Origin of the sequence: Streptomyces sp. R302, from assembly GCF_012927245.1 — a bacterium.
Classification (GTDB): domain Bacteria; phylum Actinomycetota; class Actinomycetes; order Streptomycetales; family Streptomycetaceae; genus Streptomyces.
Map to the genome: position 1 here is coordinate 33,393 of NZ_JABBGE010000008.1, position 13,187 is coordinate 46,579.

The 13,187-nt window shown below is 72.1% G+C and carries 13 protein-coding genes; 6 read left to right on the forward strand and 7 right to left on the reverse strand.

Annotation, left to right across the window (positions count from 1 at the left end):
- The first annotated feature begins 118 nt into the window (after nt 1-118).
- The 4 genes from pnuC to HHL19_RS24330 are packed head-to-tail and all read left to right on the forward strand — an operon-like array spanning nt 119 to nt 3,601.
- A complete protein-coding gene (gene pnuC / locus HHL19_RS24315) occupies nt 119-772 on the forward strand; it encodes a nicotinamide riboside transporter PnuC (protein ID WP_169092471.1) in 654 nt (217 codons plus the stop codon).
- On the forward strand, nt 769-1,848 hold the full coding sequence (locus HHL19_RS24320; protein WP_169092472.1) for an AAA family ATPase: 1,080 nt from the start codon (nt 769-771) through the stop codon (nt 1,846-1,848). The genes pnuC and HHL19_RS24320 overlap by 4 nt, the downstream gene beginning before the upstream one ends.
- Nucleotides 1,845-2,582, forward strand: a complete 738-nt coding sequence (locus HHL19_RS24325; protein ID WP_169092473.1) for an NUDIX domain-containing protein — start codon at nt 1,845-1,847, stop codon at nt 2,580-2,582. The genes HHL19_RS24320 and HHL19_RS24325 overlap by 4 nt, the downstream gene beginning before the upstream one ends.
- The gene (locus tag HHL19_RS24330; RefSeq protein WP_169092474.1) at nt 2,579-3,601 is read left to right on the forward strand and encodes an ADP-ribosylglycohydrolase family protein; all 1,023 of its coding nucleotides are present in this window, start codon (nt 2,579-2,581) and stop codon (nt 3,599-3,601) included. The genes HHL19_RS24325 and HHL19_RS24330 overlap by 4 nt, the downstream gene beginning before the upstream one ends.
- Before the next feature lie 73 nt (nt 3,602-3,674).
- On the opposite strand, the gene HHL19_RS38585 is transcribed toward HHL19_RS24330, so the two are convergent.
- The 7 genes from HHL19_RS38585 to HHL19_RS24355 all read right to left on the reverse strand — a co-directional run bounded on the left by HHL19_RS38585 (nt 3,675) and on the right by HHL19_RS24355 (nt 11,278).
- The gene (locus tag HHL19_RS38585; RefSeq protein ID WP_169092475.1) at nt 3,675-4,523 is read right to left on the reverse strand and encodes a DUF4253 domain-containing protein; all 849 of its coding nucleotides are present in this window, start codon (nt 4,521-4,523) and stop codon (nt 3,675-3,677) included.
- Between the two features lie 17 nt (nt 4,524-4,540).
- Complete coding sequence (locus HHL19_RS37665) at nt 4,541-8,665, reverse strand: RHS repeat-associated core domain-containing protein (RefSeq protein ID WP_346768536.1); 4,125 nt, start codon at nt 8,663-8,665, stop codon at nt 4,541-4,543.
- Nucleotides 8,662-8,952 (reverse strand): hypothetical protein, encoded by a 291-nt coding sequence (locus tag HHL19_RS37670; protein ID WP_240981854.1) that lies wholly within the window; start codon nt 8,950-8,952, stop codon nt 8,662-8,664. The genes HHL19_RS37665 and HHL19_RS37670 overlap by 4 nt, the downstream gene beginning before the upstream one ends.
- Nucleotides 8,949-9,479, reverse strand: a complete 531-nt coding sequence (locus HHL19_RS37675; protein WP_240981855.1) for a hypothetical protein — start codon at nt 9,477-9,479, stop codon at nt 8,949-8,951. The genes HHL19_RS37670 and HHL19_RS37675 overlap by 4 nt, the downstream gene beginning before the upstream one ends.
- 237 nt (nt 9,480-9,716) lie before the next feature.
- On the reverse strand, nt 9,717-10,394 hold the full coding sequence (locus HHL19_RS24345; protein WP_169092828.1) for a nucleotidyltransferase domain-containing protein: 678 nt from the start codon (nt 10,392-10,394) through the stop codon (nt 9,717-9,719).
- A 25-nt stretch (nt 10,395-10,419) separates the two neighbouring features.
- Nucleotides 10,420-10,887, reverse strand: coding sequence for a Rieske (2Fe-2S) protein (locus HHL19_RS24350; protein ID WP_169092476.1), 468 nt, complete (start codon nt 10,885-10,887; stop codon nt 10,420-10,422).
- A gap of 55 nt (nt 10,888-10,942) precedes the next feature.
- Entirely contained in the window at nt 10,943-11,278 is a 336-nt protein-coding gene (locus HHL19_RS24355; protein WP_169092477.1) for a DUF952 domain-containing protein, read from the reverse strand.
- Between the two features lie 111 nt (nt 11,279-11,389).
- Here HHL19_RS24355 and HHL19_RS24360 point away from each other — a divergent pair, with 111 nt between their 5' ends.
- Together HHL19_RS24360 and HHL19_RS24365 are read left to right on the forward strand one after the other, a co-directional pair.
- Complete coding sequence (locus tag HHL19_RS24360) at nt 11,390-11,833, forward strand: YidB family protein (protein WP_169092478.1); 444 nt, start codon at nt 11,390-11,392, stop codon at nt 11,831-11,833.
- 144 nt (nt 11,834-11,977) lie between these two features.
- A complete protein-coding gene (locus HHL19_RS24365) occupies nt 11,978-13,066 on the forward strand; it encodes a prephenate dehydrogenase (RefSeq protein WP_169092479.1) in 1,089 nt (362 codons plus the stop codon).
- The last annotated feature ends 121 nt before the right edge of the window (nt 13,067-13,187 follow it).

Below are 13,187 nucleotides of genomic sequence, written 5' to 3' on the forward strand. Positions count from 1 at the left end.
CCGTGCTTTCCGGCAGGGGCCCGTATCCGCGACGCGGATACGGGCCCCTGCCGTCTTTCGGGCTTGTGCGCGACCCCCGCCGCCTTTTATAGTCAGAATGACTCTTAAGGAGGCGGGCGTGAGCCTCGCGGACGTACTCGAACCCCTCCAGCGGCCCCTCTTCACACTCCTCGACACCCCCGTCGGCTGGACCGAGGTCCTCGGCTTCGGCAGCGGCGCCCTCTGCGTCTGGCTCGTCGCCCGGCAGCACCTCGCCAACTGGCCGATCGGCATCGCCAACAACCTCTTCTTCGTCCTGCTCTTCACCCAGGCGGGCCTCTACGCCGACGCCGGCCTCCAGATCGTCTTCATCGTCCTCGCCGCGTACGGCTGGTGGACCTGGACCCACGGGGGTGGACCAGGCTCCGCCGAGACCCTTCCGGTGCGGCGCACCACCCGCACCGAATGGACCTGGCTGCTCGCGGCGGGGACGGTGGGGACCCTCGCCCTCGCCCTCCTCCTCGACCGGGCCACCGACTCCACCGTCCCCTTCTGGGACGCCCTCACCACCGGCCTCTCCCTCATGGCCACCTACGGCCAGTGCCGCAAGCGCCTGGAGTCCTGGTGGCTGTGGATCGCCGCCGACGTCGTCTACGTGCCGCTGTACGCGTACAAGGGCCTCTACCTGACCTCGCTGCTGTACGTCGGCTTCCTGGCCCTCTGCGTGGCCGGCCTGCGCGGCTGGAGCCGCGACCCCGCCGCCGCGCGCCGCCCGCTGGAGGCCGTGGCATGACCTCGTACGGCCACGGGCTCGTCCTCGGCAAGTTCTATCCGCCGCACGCCGGCCACCACCACCTCGTCCGCACCGCCCTCGCCGCCTGCGAGCGCGTCACCGTCCTCGTCTGCGCCTCCTCCGTCGAGTCCCTGCCGCTGGAGGAGCGGGTCGCCTGGATGCGCGAGGTCCACCCCGACGCCCTCGTCGTCGGCGCCGTCGACGACATCCCCGTCGACCTCACCGACCCCGACGTCTGGGACGCCCACATGGCGGTCTTCAGAGCCGCCGTCCCCGAGCCCGTCGACGCCGTCTTCACCTCGGAGCCGTACGGCGAGGAGCTCGGCCGCCGCTTCGGCGCCGCGTCCGTCGCCGTCGACCCCGAGCGGCTCCGCCACCCCGTCTCCGGCACCGCCGTCCGCGCCGACCCCGCCGGATGCTGGGACTTCCTGGAGCCGCCCGTGCGGGCCGCGCTTACCCGCCGGATCGTCGTCCTCGGCGCCGAGTCCACCGGCACCACCACCATGGCCCTCGCCCTCGCCGACCACTACCGGCGGCGCGGCGGGATCTGGGCACGCACCCGGTACGTCCCCGAGTACGGCCGCGCGTACAGCGAACTCAGACTCGCCGAACTGCGCGAGCGCGAACCGGACGCCACCTGGCCCGACGTCGCCTTCCGCACCACCGACTTCCCCGTCATCGCCCAGCGCCAGGCCGAGCTGGAGGAGGAGGCCGCCCGCGACGGCTCGCCCGTCCTCTTCTGCGACACCGACGCCTTCGCCACCACCATCTGGCACGAGCGGTACCTCGGCACCACCAGCGCCGCCACCGGGGAGATCGCCGCCCGCGGCAGGCAGCACCTCTGGCTGCTCACCGACCACCGGGGCGTCGCCTTCGAGGACGACGGGCTCCGCGACGGGGAACACCTCCGCCCCTGGATGACCGCCCGCTTCCTCACCCAGCTCGCCCACAGCGGCCGCCGCACCGTCGTCCTCACCGGCCCCCACGAGGAGCGCCTCGCCACCGCCGTCGCCGCCGTCGACGCGCTGCTCGCCGAGGGCTGGCACCTCGCCGACCCCCTCCCGGAGCGCCGATGACCACCCCGCCGCGCCCCGAGGGGTACGACCCCCGGGCCTTCGAACCCTTCGCCGTCACCGTCGACCTCGCCGTCCTCACCGTCCGCGCCGGCCGGCTGCACGTCCTGCTCGTCCAGCGCGGCCAGGAGCCGTACGCGGGCGCCTGGGCGCTCCCCGGCGGCTTCGTGCTGCCCCGCGAGTCCGCCGGCACCGCCGCCCGCCGCGAACTCGCCGAGGAGACCGGACTGCCCGAGGCCACCGTCGCGGGCCTCCACCTCGAACAGCTCCGCACCTACACCGAACCCGACCGCGACCCGAGGATGCGGGTCGTGTCGGTGGCGTACACCGCGCTCGTCCCCGACCTGCCCGAACCGCGCGGCGGCGGCGACGCGGCCGAGGCCCGCTGGCTGCCCTACGACGAGGTCCCGGCACTCGCCTTCGACCACGACGAGATCCTCGCCGACGCCCGCGGGCGCGTCGGCGCCAAGCTGGAGTACACCTGCCTCGCCACCGCCTTCTGCCCGCCCGAGTTCACCCTCGGCGAGCTGCGCGAGGTGTACGAGACGGTCTGGGGCGTCCCGCTCGACCGCCCCAACTTCCGGCGCAAGGTCCTCACCACCCCCGGCTTCGTCGAGCCGGTCGAAGGACCCCCGCGCCGCACCGGCGGACGGGGGAAACCGGCCGCGCTCTACCGGGCGGGGGAGGCCACCGCCCTCCACCCGCCACTGCTCCGACCGGAAGGACGATCCGCATGAACAGCACGCCGAAGAAGGCCGCCACGGGGACGCTGATGGGGCTGGCGCTGGGGGACGCGCTGGGCTTCCCGACCGAGTTCAACGACGTCCCGGCGATTCTCGCCACATGCGGGCCGTGGCGGACGATGGAGCTGCCGGTGACACGGGGGACCGCGTACGTCACCGACGACACCCAGATGACCCTCGCCCTCGCGCGGGGCATCAGGACCGCCCTTGACCGCGGCCCGCTCACCCCGCTCCGGCTCGCCCGGCCCGTCCGCGACGAGTTCGTCGACTGGTACCACTCGCCGGAGAACAACCGCGCCCCCGGTAACACCTGCCTGCGGGCCTGCATGCTCCTCGACGGCGACCGCCCCTGGCAGGACGCCAGCCAGATCGGCTCCAAGGGCTGCGGCGCCAACATGCGCGTCGCGCCCCTCGGCCTCGTTCCCGGACTGAGCGAGGACCAGCGGGCCGGCGCCGCCCAGCTCCAGGCCGCGCTCACCCACGGGCACCCCACCGGTCTCGCCGCCTCCGACCTCACCGCGCGGGCCGTGTGGCTGCTCGCCCAGGGCGTGGACCCGGCCGGGCTCGTCGGACAGCTGCGCTCGTACGCGTACGAGAACCGCGACACGTACCACGAGCGCTGGCTCGGCGACCTCTGGACCCGCTCCCAGGACCCGAGCGCCCGGCACTTCGTCCGGCGCGGCTGGGACGAGTGCCTCGCCGTCCTCGAACGGCTCGACTCCGTGCAGCGCACCGCCGACCCGGAGCTCGACCCGTGCACGTACACCGGCGACGGCTGGATCGCGGAGGAGGCGCTCGCCACCGGGCTGCTCTGCTTCCTGCTCTTCCCCGGCGAACCGCTCACCGTCCTGCGCCGGGCCGCCTGCACCCGCGGCGACTCCGACTCGATCGCGGCCCTCGCCGGCGCCTTCGCCGGTGCCCACCTGGGCGCGGACGCCTGGCCGGCGGAGTGGACCGACCGGATCGAGCACCGCGACGAACTGCTCGGACTCGGGGCCCTCTGGGACGCGTGAGGCCGGTGGCGGAAATGCCGGTGCCCCGGCGGAAGATCCGCCGGGGCACCGGTTCCTGCTGTTCAGCCGTCCGTCAGTCCCACCAGAACGTCCACTCGGTGGAGCCCGCCTGGCCGTTCCCGATCAACTCGGGGTCACCGAGGTCCGGGCAGTAGACGTACTGCTCCACCGCGGCCTCCGCGCGCTCGCCCCGCGAACGGGGCGGGCGCGCGACGACGAGGTGCAAGGTGGCCGAGTCCGCGAAGAGGAACTCCGCCCCGTGCCGCTCGTGCCAGTGCCGCAGCACCGCCACGTGGTCGGCGGGGAGCAGCTCACGGTCCGGGTGGCCCGACCAGTTGGGCGTCGAGATCAGCCGGGGGAGCAGCGCGGGCAGCGCGTAGCTCCCCTCCGCCTCGACGAAGACGAGCCACAGGGGCTCCTCCCCGCCGTCCGCCGGAGCGGGGGGTGGCGCCGTGACCGGCGGGGCGGCGGAGAGTTCCGCCGCCACCGCCTCCGGATCGAGGAGCAGTTCGTACTCCGCGATCTCCCGACGATCGGCGTCGTCCCGTGGGGGGACGTAGATGTCGATCATCTCGCGCAGGCGTGCCGCCTTCAGCTCCGCCACGACGTCCGCGGGGACGGGCCGCAGCGCCGACGCCAGCAGTTCCCGGCTGCCGCGGCGCCAGGGCCCCTCGCCCCGGTCGAGCTCGACCAGGGCGAGGGGGCTGTGGCCGGACAGGAAGGGCACGAGACCGGACCGGTCGTGCCGGTCCCGCCACCACTCCCAGGCGCGACGGGCGGCCGCGGCTTCCACGGGGAAGCCGTGGAGGACGACGCCGGAGGCCGAGACGGCGACCTCGACGTCCGTGTCACGCACGGACAGCCCCAGGTGCTGCCGGGTCTCCCCGGCCAGCGTCGCCGGGACGGCGGTGTGGTGGTGCACTGCGACCTGTTCCTCGTCTACTTGAAGTGGAGCGGCTTGATGCCGTCCTCGTGAACGATATAGACCGTCGTCAGGTTGACGGTGCGACGGGTGTCACCCGCCCAATCGTTGACGATGCCCTCGGCTTCGTCCACGTCGAACTCCTTGAGCTTGACGTACACGGCGTCCGCTCCCTTCTTGTTGGCGTCGGACAGCGCATCCTTCACCGTCCTGACCTTGTCGGTCGACAGGATCTTGAACTCGGAGCGGACACCGTCCACCCAGGCGTCGAAGCGCTTGTCTCCCTCGGCGCCCGGTGCCCCGATGTTCTCTCCACGGGACACGACGGTCTGTCCCTCACGCGCGAGTTGGAGTGCCAGGAGGAACTCTTCCTCGCTGAACGCGTGGGGATCCTTCACCTTGCCCTCGTCCCTCCAGCCCTCGTCGATGCGGTCGAGGGCCTCGCCGAAGATCTGCTCCGCGGTGTGCTCCTTGAACCAGTCGGAGTTGACCTCCACCGAGCAGGCGACACGTCCGATCCCGCGTCCCCTGCGGCACGCCTTCTCGGCCTGGTCGACGATCTCGTCGACCTCTTCGCTGTTGTGCGCGAGGAACTTCAGGCGGTGCTCCCGGGTCTTCTTCCGCTGCTCCTTCTTCCAGTACTGCCTGCGCTGCTCGTGGTCGACCTTCGCGTACTTCTTGGTGTAGTGGTTCGGCTCGGCGGCGGCCTCTTCCTTCGTCTGCTCCTGGACGTCCCAGCCGTTCCCCGTGTACTTGCAGGTGACGCCGTGCTCCAGGCAGTCGGCCGGCTTCAGACCGCTCGGGTCCGACAGCGTGACCGGGTTGTTGTTGGAGTACGTGTAGCCGTGCGTCTGCTGCGGGTCCGTCAGGTCCATCAGCGGGTCGACCGAGACGAAACGGCCGATGGCCGGGTCGTACTCGCGGGCGCCGAGATGGGTCAGCCCGGTGTCGGCGTCCTTGGTGCCGCCGACGAAGCCCTTGTCGCCGCGCCAGGCGGCGGGCTGGGTGCCGCGCGCCTCGCCGAAGAGGCCCGTCTTGCGACGGACCACCGTCTGCGCCGCGTCGGCCGAGACCTGCGTCGAACCGGTGCCGTGGTGGTCGTTGAAGACGAACGTCAGCTTGCCGCCGCTGCGCATCGCGATGGTCTGGCCCGCGACGCTGTAGTAGCGGGTGCCGGTGACCACGCCGGCCTTGTCGAGCTTGAGCTCGTTGCCGCCCGGCAGGTAGAGCGTGGTGCCGGTGGAGTCCCGGCCGATCAGCCGCTGACCGGCGGCGTCGTACAGGTACGAGGTGGTCTTCGTGCCCTGGACCACCGAGCCCAGGCGTCCCTCGTCGTCCCAGTTGAGCGTCTGTACGGCGTTCGACCCGATGGTCCGCGTCCGGGTGTTGCCCGCCGCGTCGTAGGTGAAGGTCTCGTCGTGCGGGTCGGTGCCCGTCTGCGTGACCTTCGGGAGGCGGTGGGTGCCCGTCGTGGCCGCCGCGTAGGTGCGTACGGTGTCGACGGTCGGACCGGAGGCCGTCTTGTGGTCGGTCTCCGTCTTGCGGTTGCCGACGGCGTCGTAGGTGTACGACGTCCAGTAGGCGTCCGGGCCGCCCACGACGGACGCCGAGGGCGCCGCGGCACAGGTCGTGCCCGTGTTGGTCCACGCCTGGGTGATCCGGCGCAGTGCGTCCAGCTGGAAGCACTGGGTGTCCGTGGTGCGGGTCGCGTCCTGGCCGTACGCCGTGGCGAGCGAGGTGATGTTGCCCGCGGGGTCGTACGAGTACTGCACGTCCTCGATGCGCTGCGGAGCCACCTCACGGTCGAGGTAGCGGCGCTTCACCGCCCCGGTGTGGTCGTCGTACTCGTTGCTCACCCAGAGCGCCTGGGCGAACGAACCGTACTCCTGACGGGTGTTGCGCCCGTAGTGGTCGTAGGTGTTCCCCGAGACGAGCGAGTCGGTGCCCGCGCCGACGGTCTTCAGGAGACCGGAGACGGGCGTGTAGGTGTTGGCGATCTTCTCCGCGGGCAGTCCGCCCGCGGCCGGCTGCATCATCCACATGAGCTGGCCGGTGTTGCGGTTGTACGAGTTGGTCCACTTGTACGTGCCGGCCAGGGCGCCCTCGCTGTCGGGGACGGTGACCTGGCTGAGGACCGGCTGGTAGAAGCTGTTGTACGAGGTGATGGCGGAGATGTACGCCTTGCCGCCGACCCAGCGCGTCGACTTCGACGGCCGACCCTTGGCGACGGTGTCGTACTCCCAGGTCGTGAGGGCAGTGGAGCCCCGCTTCAGGGCGGTCCGCCGACCCAGCGCGTCGTACTCCGGCGTCAGGGTGTACCCCCGGGCGTCGGTGACGCCGACCGCGCGGTCGCCCTGGTCGTAGGTCGTCTTGGTCGTGCCCAGGTCGGGGTCCCGGGACTCGACCTTGCGGCCGCGGACGTCATAGACGTACGACCAGGTCGCGCCCGACGGGTCCTTGACCTCCTTGAGCCGCCCGAGCTTGTCGTAGGCGTAGTGGGTCGACTGGGAGGTGGTGCGGGCGGCGTCGGTGTACTGCTTCTGTTCGACGGTGCGCCCGAGCGCGTCCACCACGGCTGTGGTGGCGACCCCTCCCTTCGGCGGGACCACCGTGGTGGTGTCACCCGTGTACTGGGTCGTGGAGCGCTTGGTCTCGTCGCCGAAGGTCCGCGAGATGACCGCCGTCACCCGGCCCGCGCCGTCGTACTCGGTGTCGGTGGACGCCGGGTACTTCAGCTCCTGACCGGTGACGAGCGCGGGCTCCGCCGCGCCGCTCGCGAAGAACGAGCCGGAGTGCCGCCAGAGCTGGCCCCGGGTGTCGTAGAACGATTCGGAGACGATGCGGCCCGCGCCGTCCGGCGACGGTTCCTGGGTCTGCCGGGAGCGCAGCAGTCCGTCGGCGAAGGCGTACGCGGACTTGTACTGCGAGTCGTGGGTCAGGACCTTCGTCGTGGTGATGTTCGGGCCGTCCTTGCGGACGAGGTAGTCGAAGACATAGTTGGGGGAGTCGGGGTACGTGGCCTTCGCCCGGGTCGGCAGCCAGACCTTGGTGACCCGACCGAGTCCGTCGTGCGTGGTGGAGGTCACCTTGTTGTTGGCGTCCGTCACCTGCGTGGCCTGGCCGCGCAGGGGCTCCAGCACCGACGTGACGGTGTGGCCGAGCGGGTTGGTCACGACCATCGAGGTCGGCACCTCGCCGGTGGCCGGGGTGAAGGCGGTCGTGGTGACCTTGCCGTACGGGTCCGCCGCCGAGAGGGGACGGCCGTAGACGTCGAAGTCGGCGGTCGGCGTGCTGGTCACGACGTCGTAGCCGGTACCGGTGCCGTTGATCCGCTCGACCTTGGTGACGTCGCCCTTGGTCGGCGCCGTGCCGAACGCGCCGCCGTCGTAGGACGTCCGGACGTCGTCGATGATGTCCGCCGGCCGGGAGACGCTCTCCCCGCAGGCCACGGCGACCGTCTCGACCCGGCTGACCACATCGAGGATGTGGGCGGTGGTGTTGCGGGCGTACGTCGTCGTCGCGCACCGCTCGTCGCCGGGCACGTCCGGGTCGCCGGTGGACGACTCCGTGGAGACCATGCCGTATGCGTCGAAGCCGCGGGTGAGCTCGGTGGTGCGGGTGCCGCCGGTGACCGTGGTGCGGGTCTTCTGCTTCTGCACCCCGGTCTTGTACGAGACGAGGTCCGGCAGCCCGGGACGGGTGCGGGTGGCGACCGCGGTGGACCGCCAGGGAGTGTAGGACGTCGCGGAGACCAGCTTCGTGGTGTCGTCGCCGTTGTAGGTGGCGACGTCCCGGACCATGCCCGCGAACTGCTCGCGGTCCGTCACCGTCGCTCCCGCGGAGTCCGCCACGGTCTGACCGTCACGGCCGCGGAAGTACCGGGTCTCCGAGAGGGTCCTGGGGTCGTCCGCCGCGCCGGTGCGGGTCTGCACCCGCTCGTAGCCGCGGGCGATCGAGTGCACGCGGTCCTCGGCCTTCGTGAACTCGTCGTCGTTCTTCGCCCAGGCCGCTCCGCCGAGGTAGGAGTACGTGGTCACCTTGTCGGGGGACTCGACGAGGTTGTCGCCCTCGACGACCTGCTGGACCCGGTAGCTGTTGAACCAGTCGAGCTGGGCGGTAGTGCCCTCGTAGGCCCACTTCACCGGGTAGCAGCTGGTGGTGTTGGTGGCGTCGGGCGCGGCTGGTTGTTCGACGCGGCCGTCCGGCCGTCGACACTCTGCGAGCTGTACTGCAGGGCGATGCTCGGTTCGAGCTCGCTCGGCACCGTCGGCACGTTGATGGGATAGGTCCACGAGAAGGCGCCGGTGGAACCTCCGGCGCTCCAGGTGCCGGACGGCTGGAGCGGGGTCGCCTTGAAGTCGCCGGTGGGACCGGCGGCGCTCGCCGTGGCGGCCAGCACGGTGGCGGACGAGGCGAGGGCCGAGCTCACCCCGGTGGGGCCGGCCTTCCTGCCCGTGAGGGTGCCGGACGACAGGCCGGCAGTTCCACGAGTCGCAGCCGGGCTGCGTAGTCGCCGCCGTAGGCGTGACGGAAGGCGTTGTAGTCGACCTTGACGTCCACGGAGCCGCTGACGGGGCTGCCGTCGGTGCTGCCCAGGGTTATCAGCAGACCGTCGACGCCGGCCTTGCGTGTGGCGTTCCGGTCGGCGACCGAGACCCGCAGGCTCTGAGGCGGGTGGCTCTGTCCGACGCGGAAGGGTTGGTCCCCACCCGCCCGGGTGGCGACGGTGGCGGCCGCCGGACGGAGGCTGACCGGAAGGTCGCCTGCCCGGCCACCGCCGTCGCTCAGTCGAATCTCGGCAGATCCGGCGGAAGGCCAGTGAACCCCCCTTTTCCGGTCCGTCACGGAAACGCTGGCAGCGTCCGGCTTTTTCTTGCCGCCTATTTTCGCCGCGGAAACCGCGACCGCCGGCGGCTGCCGAAGTTCCGGAAGCCGCGGCTCCCCCTTGCTTTCCACGGCTATGGCTGTACTGGGCAGTGCTCCAGCCAGGAATGCGACGGCCAAGGCCGTCGGCAATCCAGGTCTACGGAAACGTTGCACGTCCCCCCCTGTGTGAAGAAATAGAAAACAGCGGGGGCAGAATAACACTTCGTGATCTTGATAAATGGGAGTAAAAGGGAGGGTAGAGGAGCCTTTCAAGAAAGGTGCCGGAAGGGGGTGTTCAGGGGATTCATCCCTTTTTTGTGGTGACTTTCAGACGGAGGCCCGGCGGGCGCGGATCAGGAGGTCCTGCACGCGCGCGTGGTCGGGGGCGGGCGGCAGGGGGCTGGTGCCGAGGGCGGTGTCGGCCTCGTCCTGGAGGCGGTTCATCCAGGACTCCACCTCCGGCCACGGGACCTCGCCGCGCTTGACGGCGAGGAGGCGCTCCCGGTCCGCGCCCACGTCGATCCGCAGCTCGCCCGTACGCAGCAGGTCCCGGCAGCTGCCGAGCAGCCGCAGCAGGTGCATGGCGTGCTTCCAGCGCGGGTGGCCGTACTGGCGGACGTCCGCCTCCAGCTTGCGGCGCTGGCCGCCCGCGTACCGGACGAAGGTGGCGTGGGCCTGGCGGGAGAGGAAGGCGCCGCGCAGGGCGAGGAGCTCGCGGCCCCACTCGGTGGTGTGGACGACCAGCGGGGAGTGGAGGCACTCCAGGACGTTGGGGTTGTTGCGGAGGGCCAGCTCGCAGAAGCGTTCCAGCTCCCAGCTGAACTGCTCGGGGGCCGGGCCCTCCACATGCGCCGGGGGCTTGTCGAAGCGCCAGAAGAGCGGCGTCGGGGCGAGGTAGACGCCCCGGGTGTCGGTGTCGCTGTCCTCGGTCGCCAGACCGAAGGCGCGCGAGCCCATCACACAGGCGTAGACGGTGTGCTCGCGCACCAGCGCCTCGGGGGTCATGTCCACGGCGGTCATGGCGGTCAGGCTACGCGAGGGTGATCGTCTCCCCGGAGACGGTGATCTCCTCGGCGGGCAGCGGACGCGGCGCCGGGCCGGCCGTCACCGCGCCGTCCGTGATGCTGTACTTCGAGCCGTGGCAGGGGCAGTCGATCGTGCCGTTCGCGACCTTGTTCACCGTGCAGCCCTGGTGGGTGCAGATCGCCGAGAAGGCCTTGAACTCGCCCTCCGTGGGCTGCGTCACGACCACCTTGCGGTCCGCGAAGACGGTGCCGCCGCCCACCGGGATCTCCGAGGTGCTCGCCAGCGGGGTGCCGCCGGCCGTTCCCGACGGGGAGGGCGGGGCGCTCGACTCCGTACCGCCGTCACCGCCCCCGCCGTCGTCCGAGCCGCAGCCGGTGGTCGTCGCGGCCGTCGCCGTGGTCAGGGCCGCCGCCGCGAGCAGGACCGTCCGGCGGGGTGTCGTGGGTGTCGTCCGTGTCGTCCGTGAAGTCATGCGGGCCAGCTTCCCGCCGTCCGCGCCGCCGCCCCCGCAACACGCCGGGCCGGGACTACACCCAGGGCACCAACTCCCTCGCACGGCCGTCCGCGTCCCGCAGCACCTCCAGGACGGCCGTCACCGCCGCCCGCTCCACCGGCCCGTACACATGCGGGAAGAGCCGGTCCTCCGAACCCTCCCAGCGGACCTCCCCGGACAGCAGACCGGTGTCGATCACCAGGACCAGGAGCGGGCCCGGCGCGTCCCGGTAGTGGGCGTCGGCGATCGCGAGCGCCGCCTGCTCGTCCGGCGAGCAGTGCACGAAGCCCTCGGCGGCGAGCGACGGCGGGGCGTAGGGGAGGGCGGGGTCCGCGGACCACTCGTCCAGCGGTACGACATGGAGCAGCATCCGCCCTTTCTACCGCCTCGGCGCCCGCGCCTACACCGAGTGGCGGAATCAACCTGTATAGGTGAGATTGGGGCGATCGATGCTGTTCACCGGACGGAAGGCGGAACCACCATGGCGGGCAACGATCTCGGCGGTCTCCTCGGCTCCCTGCTCGGCGGAGGCGGCGGACAGGGCGGAGGCGGCGGCGCCGGCGGCATCCTCGGCTCCCTGATCGGCGCGCTCGCGGGAGGCGGACAGGGCGGCGCCGCGGCGGGCGGAGGCGGCCAGAACCCGCTCGGCGGGCTGCTCGACATGCTGACCAAGTCCGGCCTCGCCGACCAGGCCCAGTCCTGGATCGGCACCGGCGAGAACAAGCCCGTCGACGGCGCCCAGATCGCCCAGGCGCTCCCCGACGAGACCCTCCAGAAGGTCGCCCAGGACGCCGGAGTCACCCCCGAGCAGGCCGCCGACGAGATCGCCCGGTCGCTGCCGCAGGCCGTCGACAGGCTGACGCCGGGCGGATCGCTGCCGCAGGGCGGGTCGCTGGAGGACATCATCCGGGCGCAGAAGCTCTGACGTCGCCGGTCGTACGTGGCGCCCGCCCTGCGCCCGCCCCGCGCGTCTCGCAGGGCGGGCGCACGCGCGCGTGCCCTCCGCGGGCTGACTAGGCTGGCCCCTCACCGTCGTCACCGCCTGCCGCGTCACCAAGGACATCCCCCCGTGAGAACAGCGCTCGTCATCGGAACCGGACTGATCGGCACCTCCGCCGCACTCGCCCTCGCCGGCCGGGGCGTCACGGTCCACCTGCGCGACCACGACCCGGCGAGCGCCCGGACCGCCGCGGCGCTCGGCGCGGGCACCGACGCGGAGCCCGAGGGCCGGGTGGACCTCGCGATCGTCGCCGTACCGCCGGCGCACGTCGCCGCCACGCTCGCCGACGCCATGCGTGCCGGGGCGGCCCGCGGCTACCTCGACGTGGCCAGCGTCAAGGGCGGGCCGCGGCGGGACCTGGAGGCGACGGGCCTCGACCTCGCCTCGTACATCGGCAGCCATCCGATGTCCGGCAAGGAGCGCTCGGGCCCGCTGGCGGGCACCGCCGACCTGTTCGAGGGCCGGCCCTGGGTGCTCACGCCGACCCGGGACACCGACACCGAGGTGCTCAACCTCGCGCTGGAACTCGTCGCGCTGTGCCGGGCCGTGCCCGTCGTCATGGACGCCGACGCCCACGACCGGGCGGTCGCCCTCGTTTCCCACACCCCGCAGCTCGTCTCCTCGATGGTCGCGGCGCGGCTTGAGGAGGCGGAGGAGTCGGCCGTACGGCTCTGCGGGCAGGGGATACGGGACGTGACGAGGATCGCCGCGTCGGATCCGCGCATGTGGCTGGAGATCCTCGCCGCGAACCCCGGGCCGGTCGCGGACGTCCTCGCCGGGGTCGCGGCGGACCTCGACGAGACGGTGCGGGCGCTGCGGTCCCTCCAGTCCCCGGACGAGGAGGAGCGGCGGGGCGGGGCGGCGGGCGTCGAGGACGTGCTGCGGCGCGGCAACGCGGGCCGGGCGCGGGTGCCGGGCAAGCACGGTGCGGCCCCCGCGGTGTACGAGACCGTCGCGGTCCTGATCAGCGACCGGCCCGGGGAGCTGGCGCGGATCTTCGCGGACGCGGGGCGGGCGGGGGTCAACATCGAGGACGTGCGCATCGAGCACGCGACGGGCCAGCAGGCGGGCCTGGTCCAGCTCATGGTCGACCCCAAGGCCGCCCCCACCCTCTCCCACTCCCTCCAATCCCAGGGCTGGTCCCTCCGCACCCCCTGAGCACGCTGCGGTTTCGTTGTGGGCATACGTTCCGCTAGGGCGGAACGGGTGGGCACAACGGAACGGCACGTTCTGCGGGTGCCTCCGCTCCTGCGCCTGGACCCGCACCGGTACGGAGCCG

Bases quoted from the DNA above. Each gene is read 5' to 3' on its own strand.
- HHL19_RS24320 (WP_169092472.1), top strand. From the start codon at position 769: ATGACCTCGTACGGCCACGGGCTCGTCCTCGGCAAGTTCTATCCGCCG.
- HHL19_RS24325 (WP_169092473.1), top strand. From the start codon at position 1,845: ATGACCACCCCGCCGCGCCCCGAGGGGTACGACCCCCGGGCCTTCGAA.
- HHL19_RS24330 (WP_169092474.1), top strand. From the start codon at position 2,579: ATGAACAGCACGCCGAAGAAGGCCGCCACGGGGACGCTGATGGGGCTG.
- HHL19_RS24345 (WP_169092828.1), bottom strand. From the start codon at position 10,394: ATGACCCCCGAGGCGCTGGTGCGCGAGCACACCGTCTACGCCTGTGTG.
- HHL19_RS24350 (WP_169092476.1), bottom strand. From the start codon at position 10,887: ATGACTTCACGGACGACACGGACGACACCCACGACACCCCGCCGGACG.
- HHL19_RS24355 (WP_169092477.1), bottom strand. From the start codon at position 11,278: ATGCTGCTCCATGTCGTACCGCTGGACGAGTGGTCCGCGGACCCCGCC.
- HHL19_RS24360 (WP_169092478.1), top strand. From the start codon at position 11,390: ATGGCGGGCAACGATCTCGGCGGTCTCCTCGGCTCCCTGCTCGGCGGA.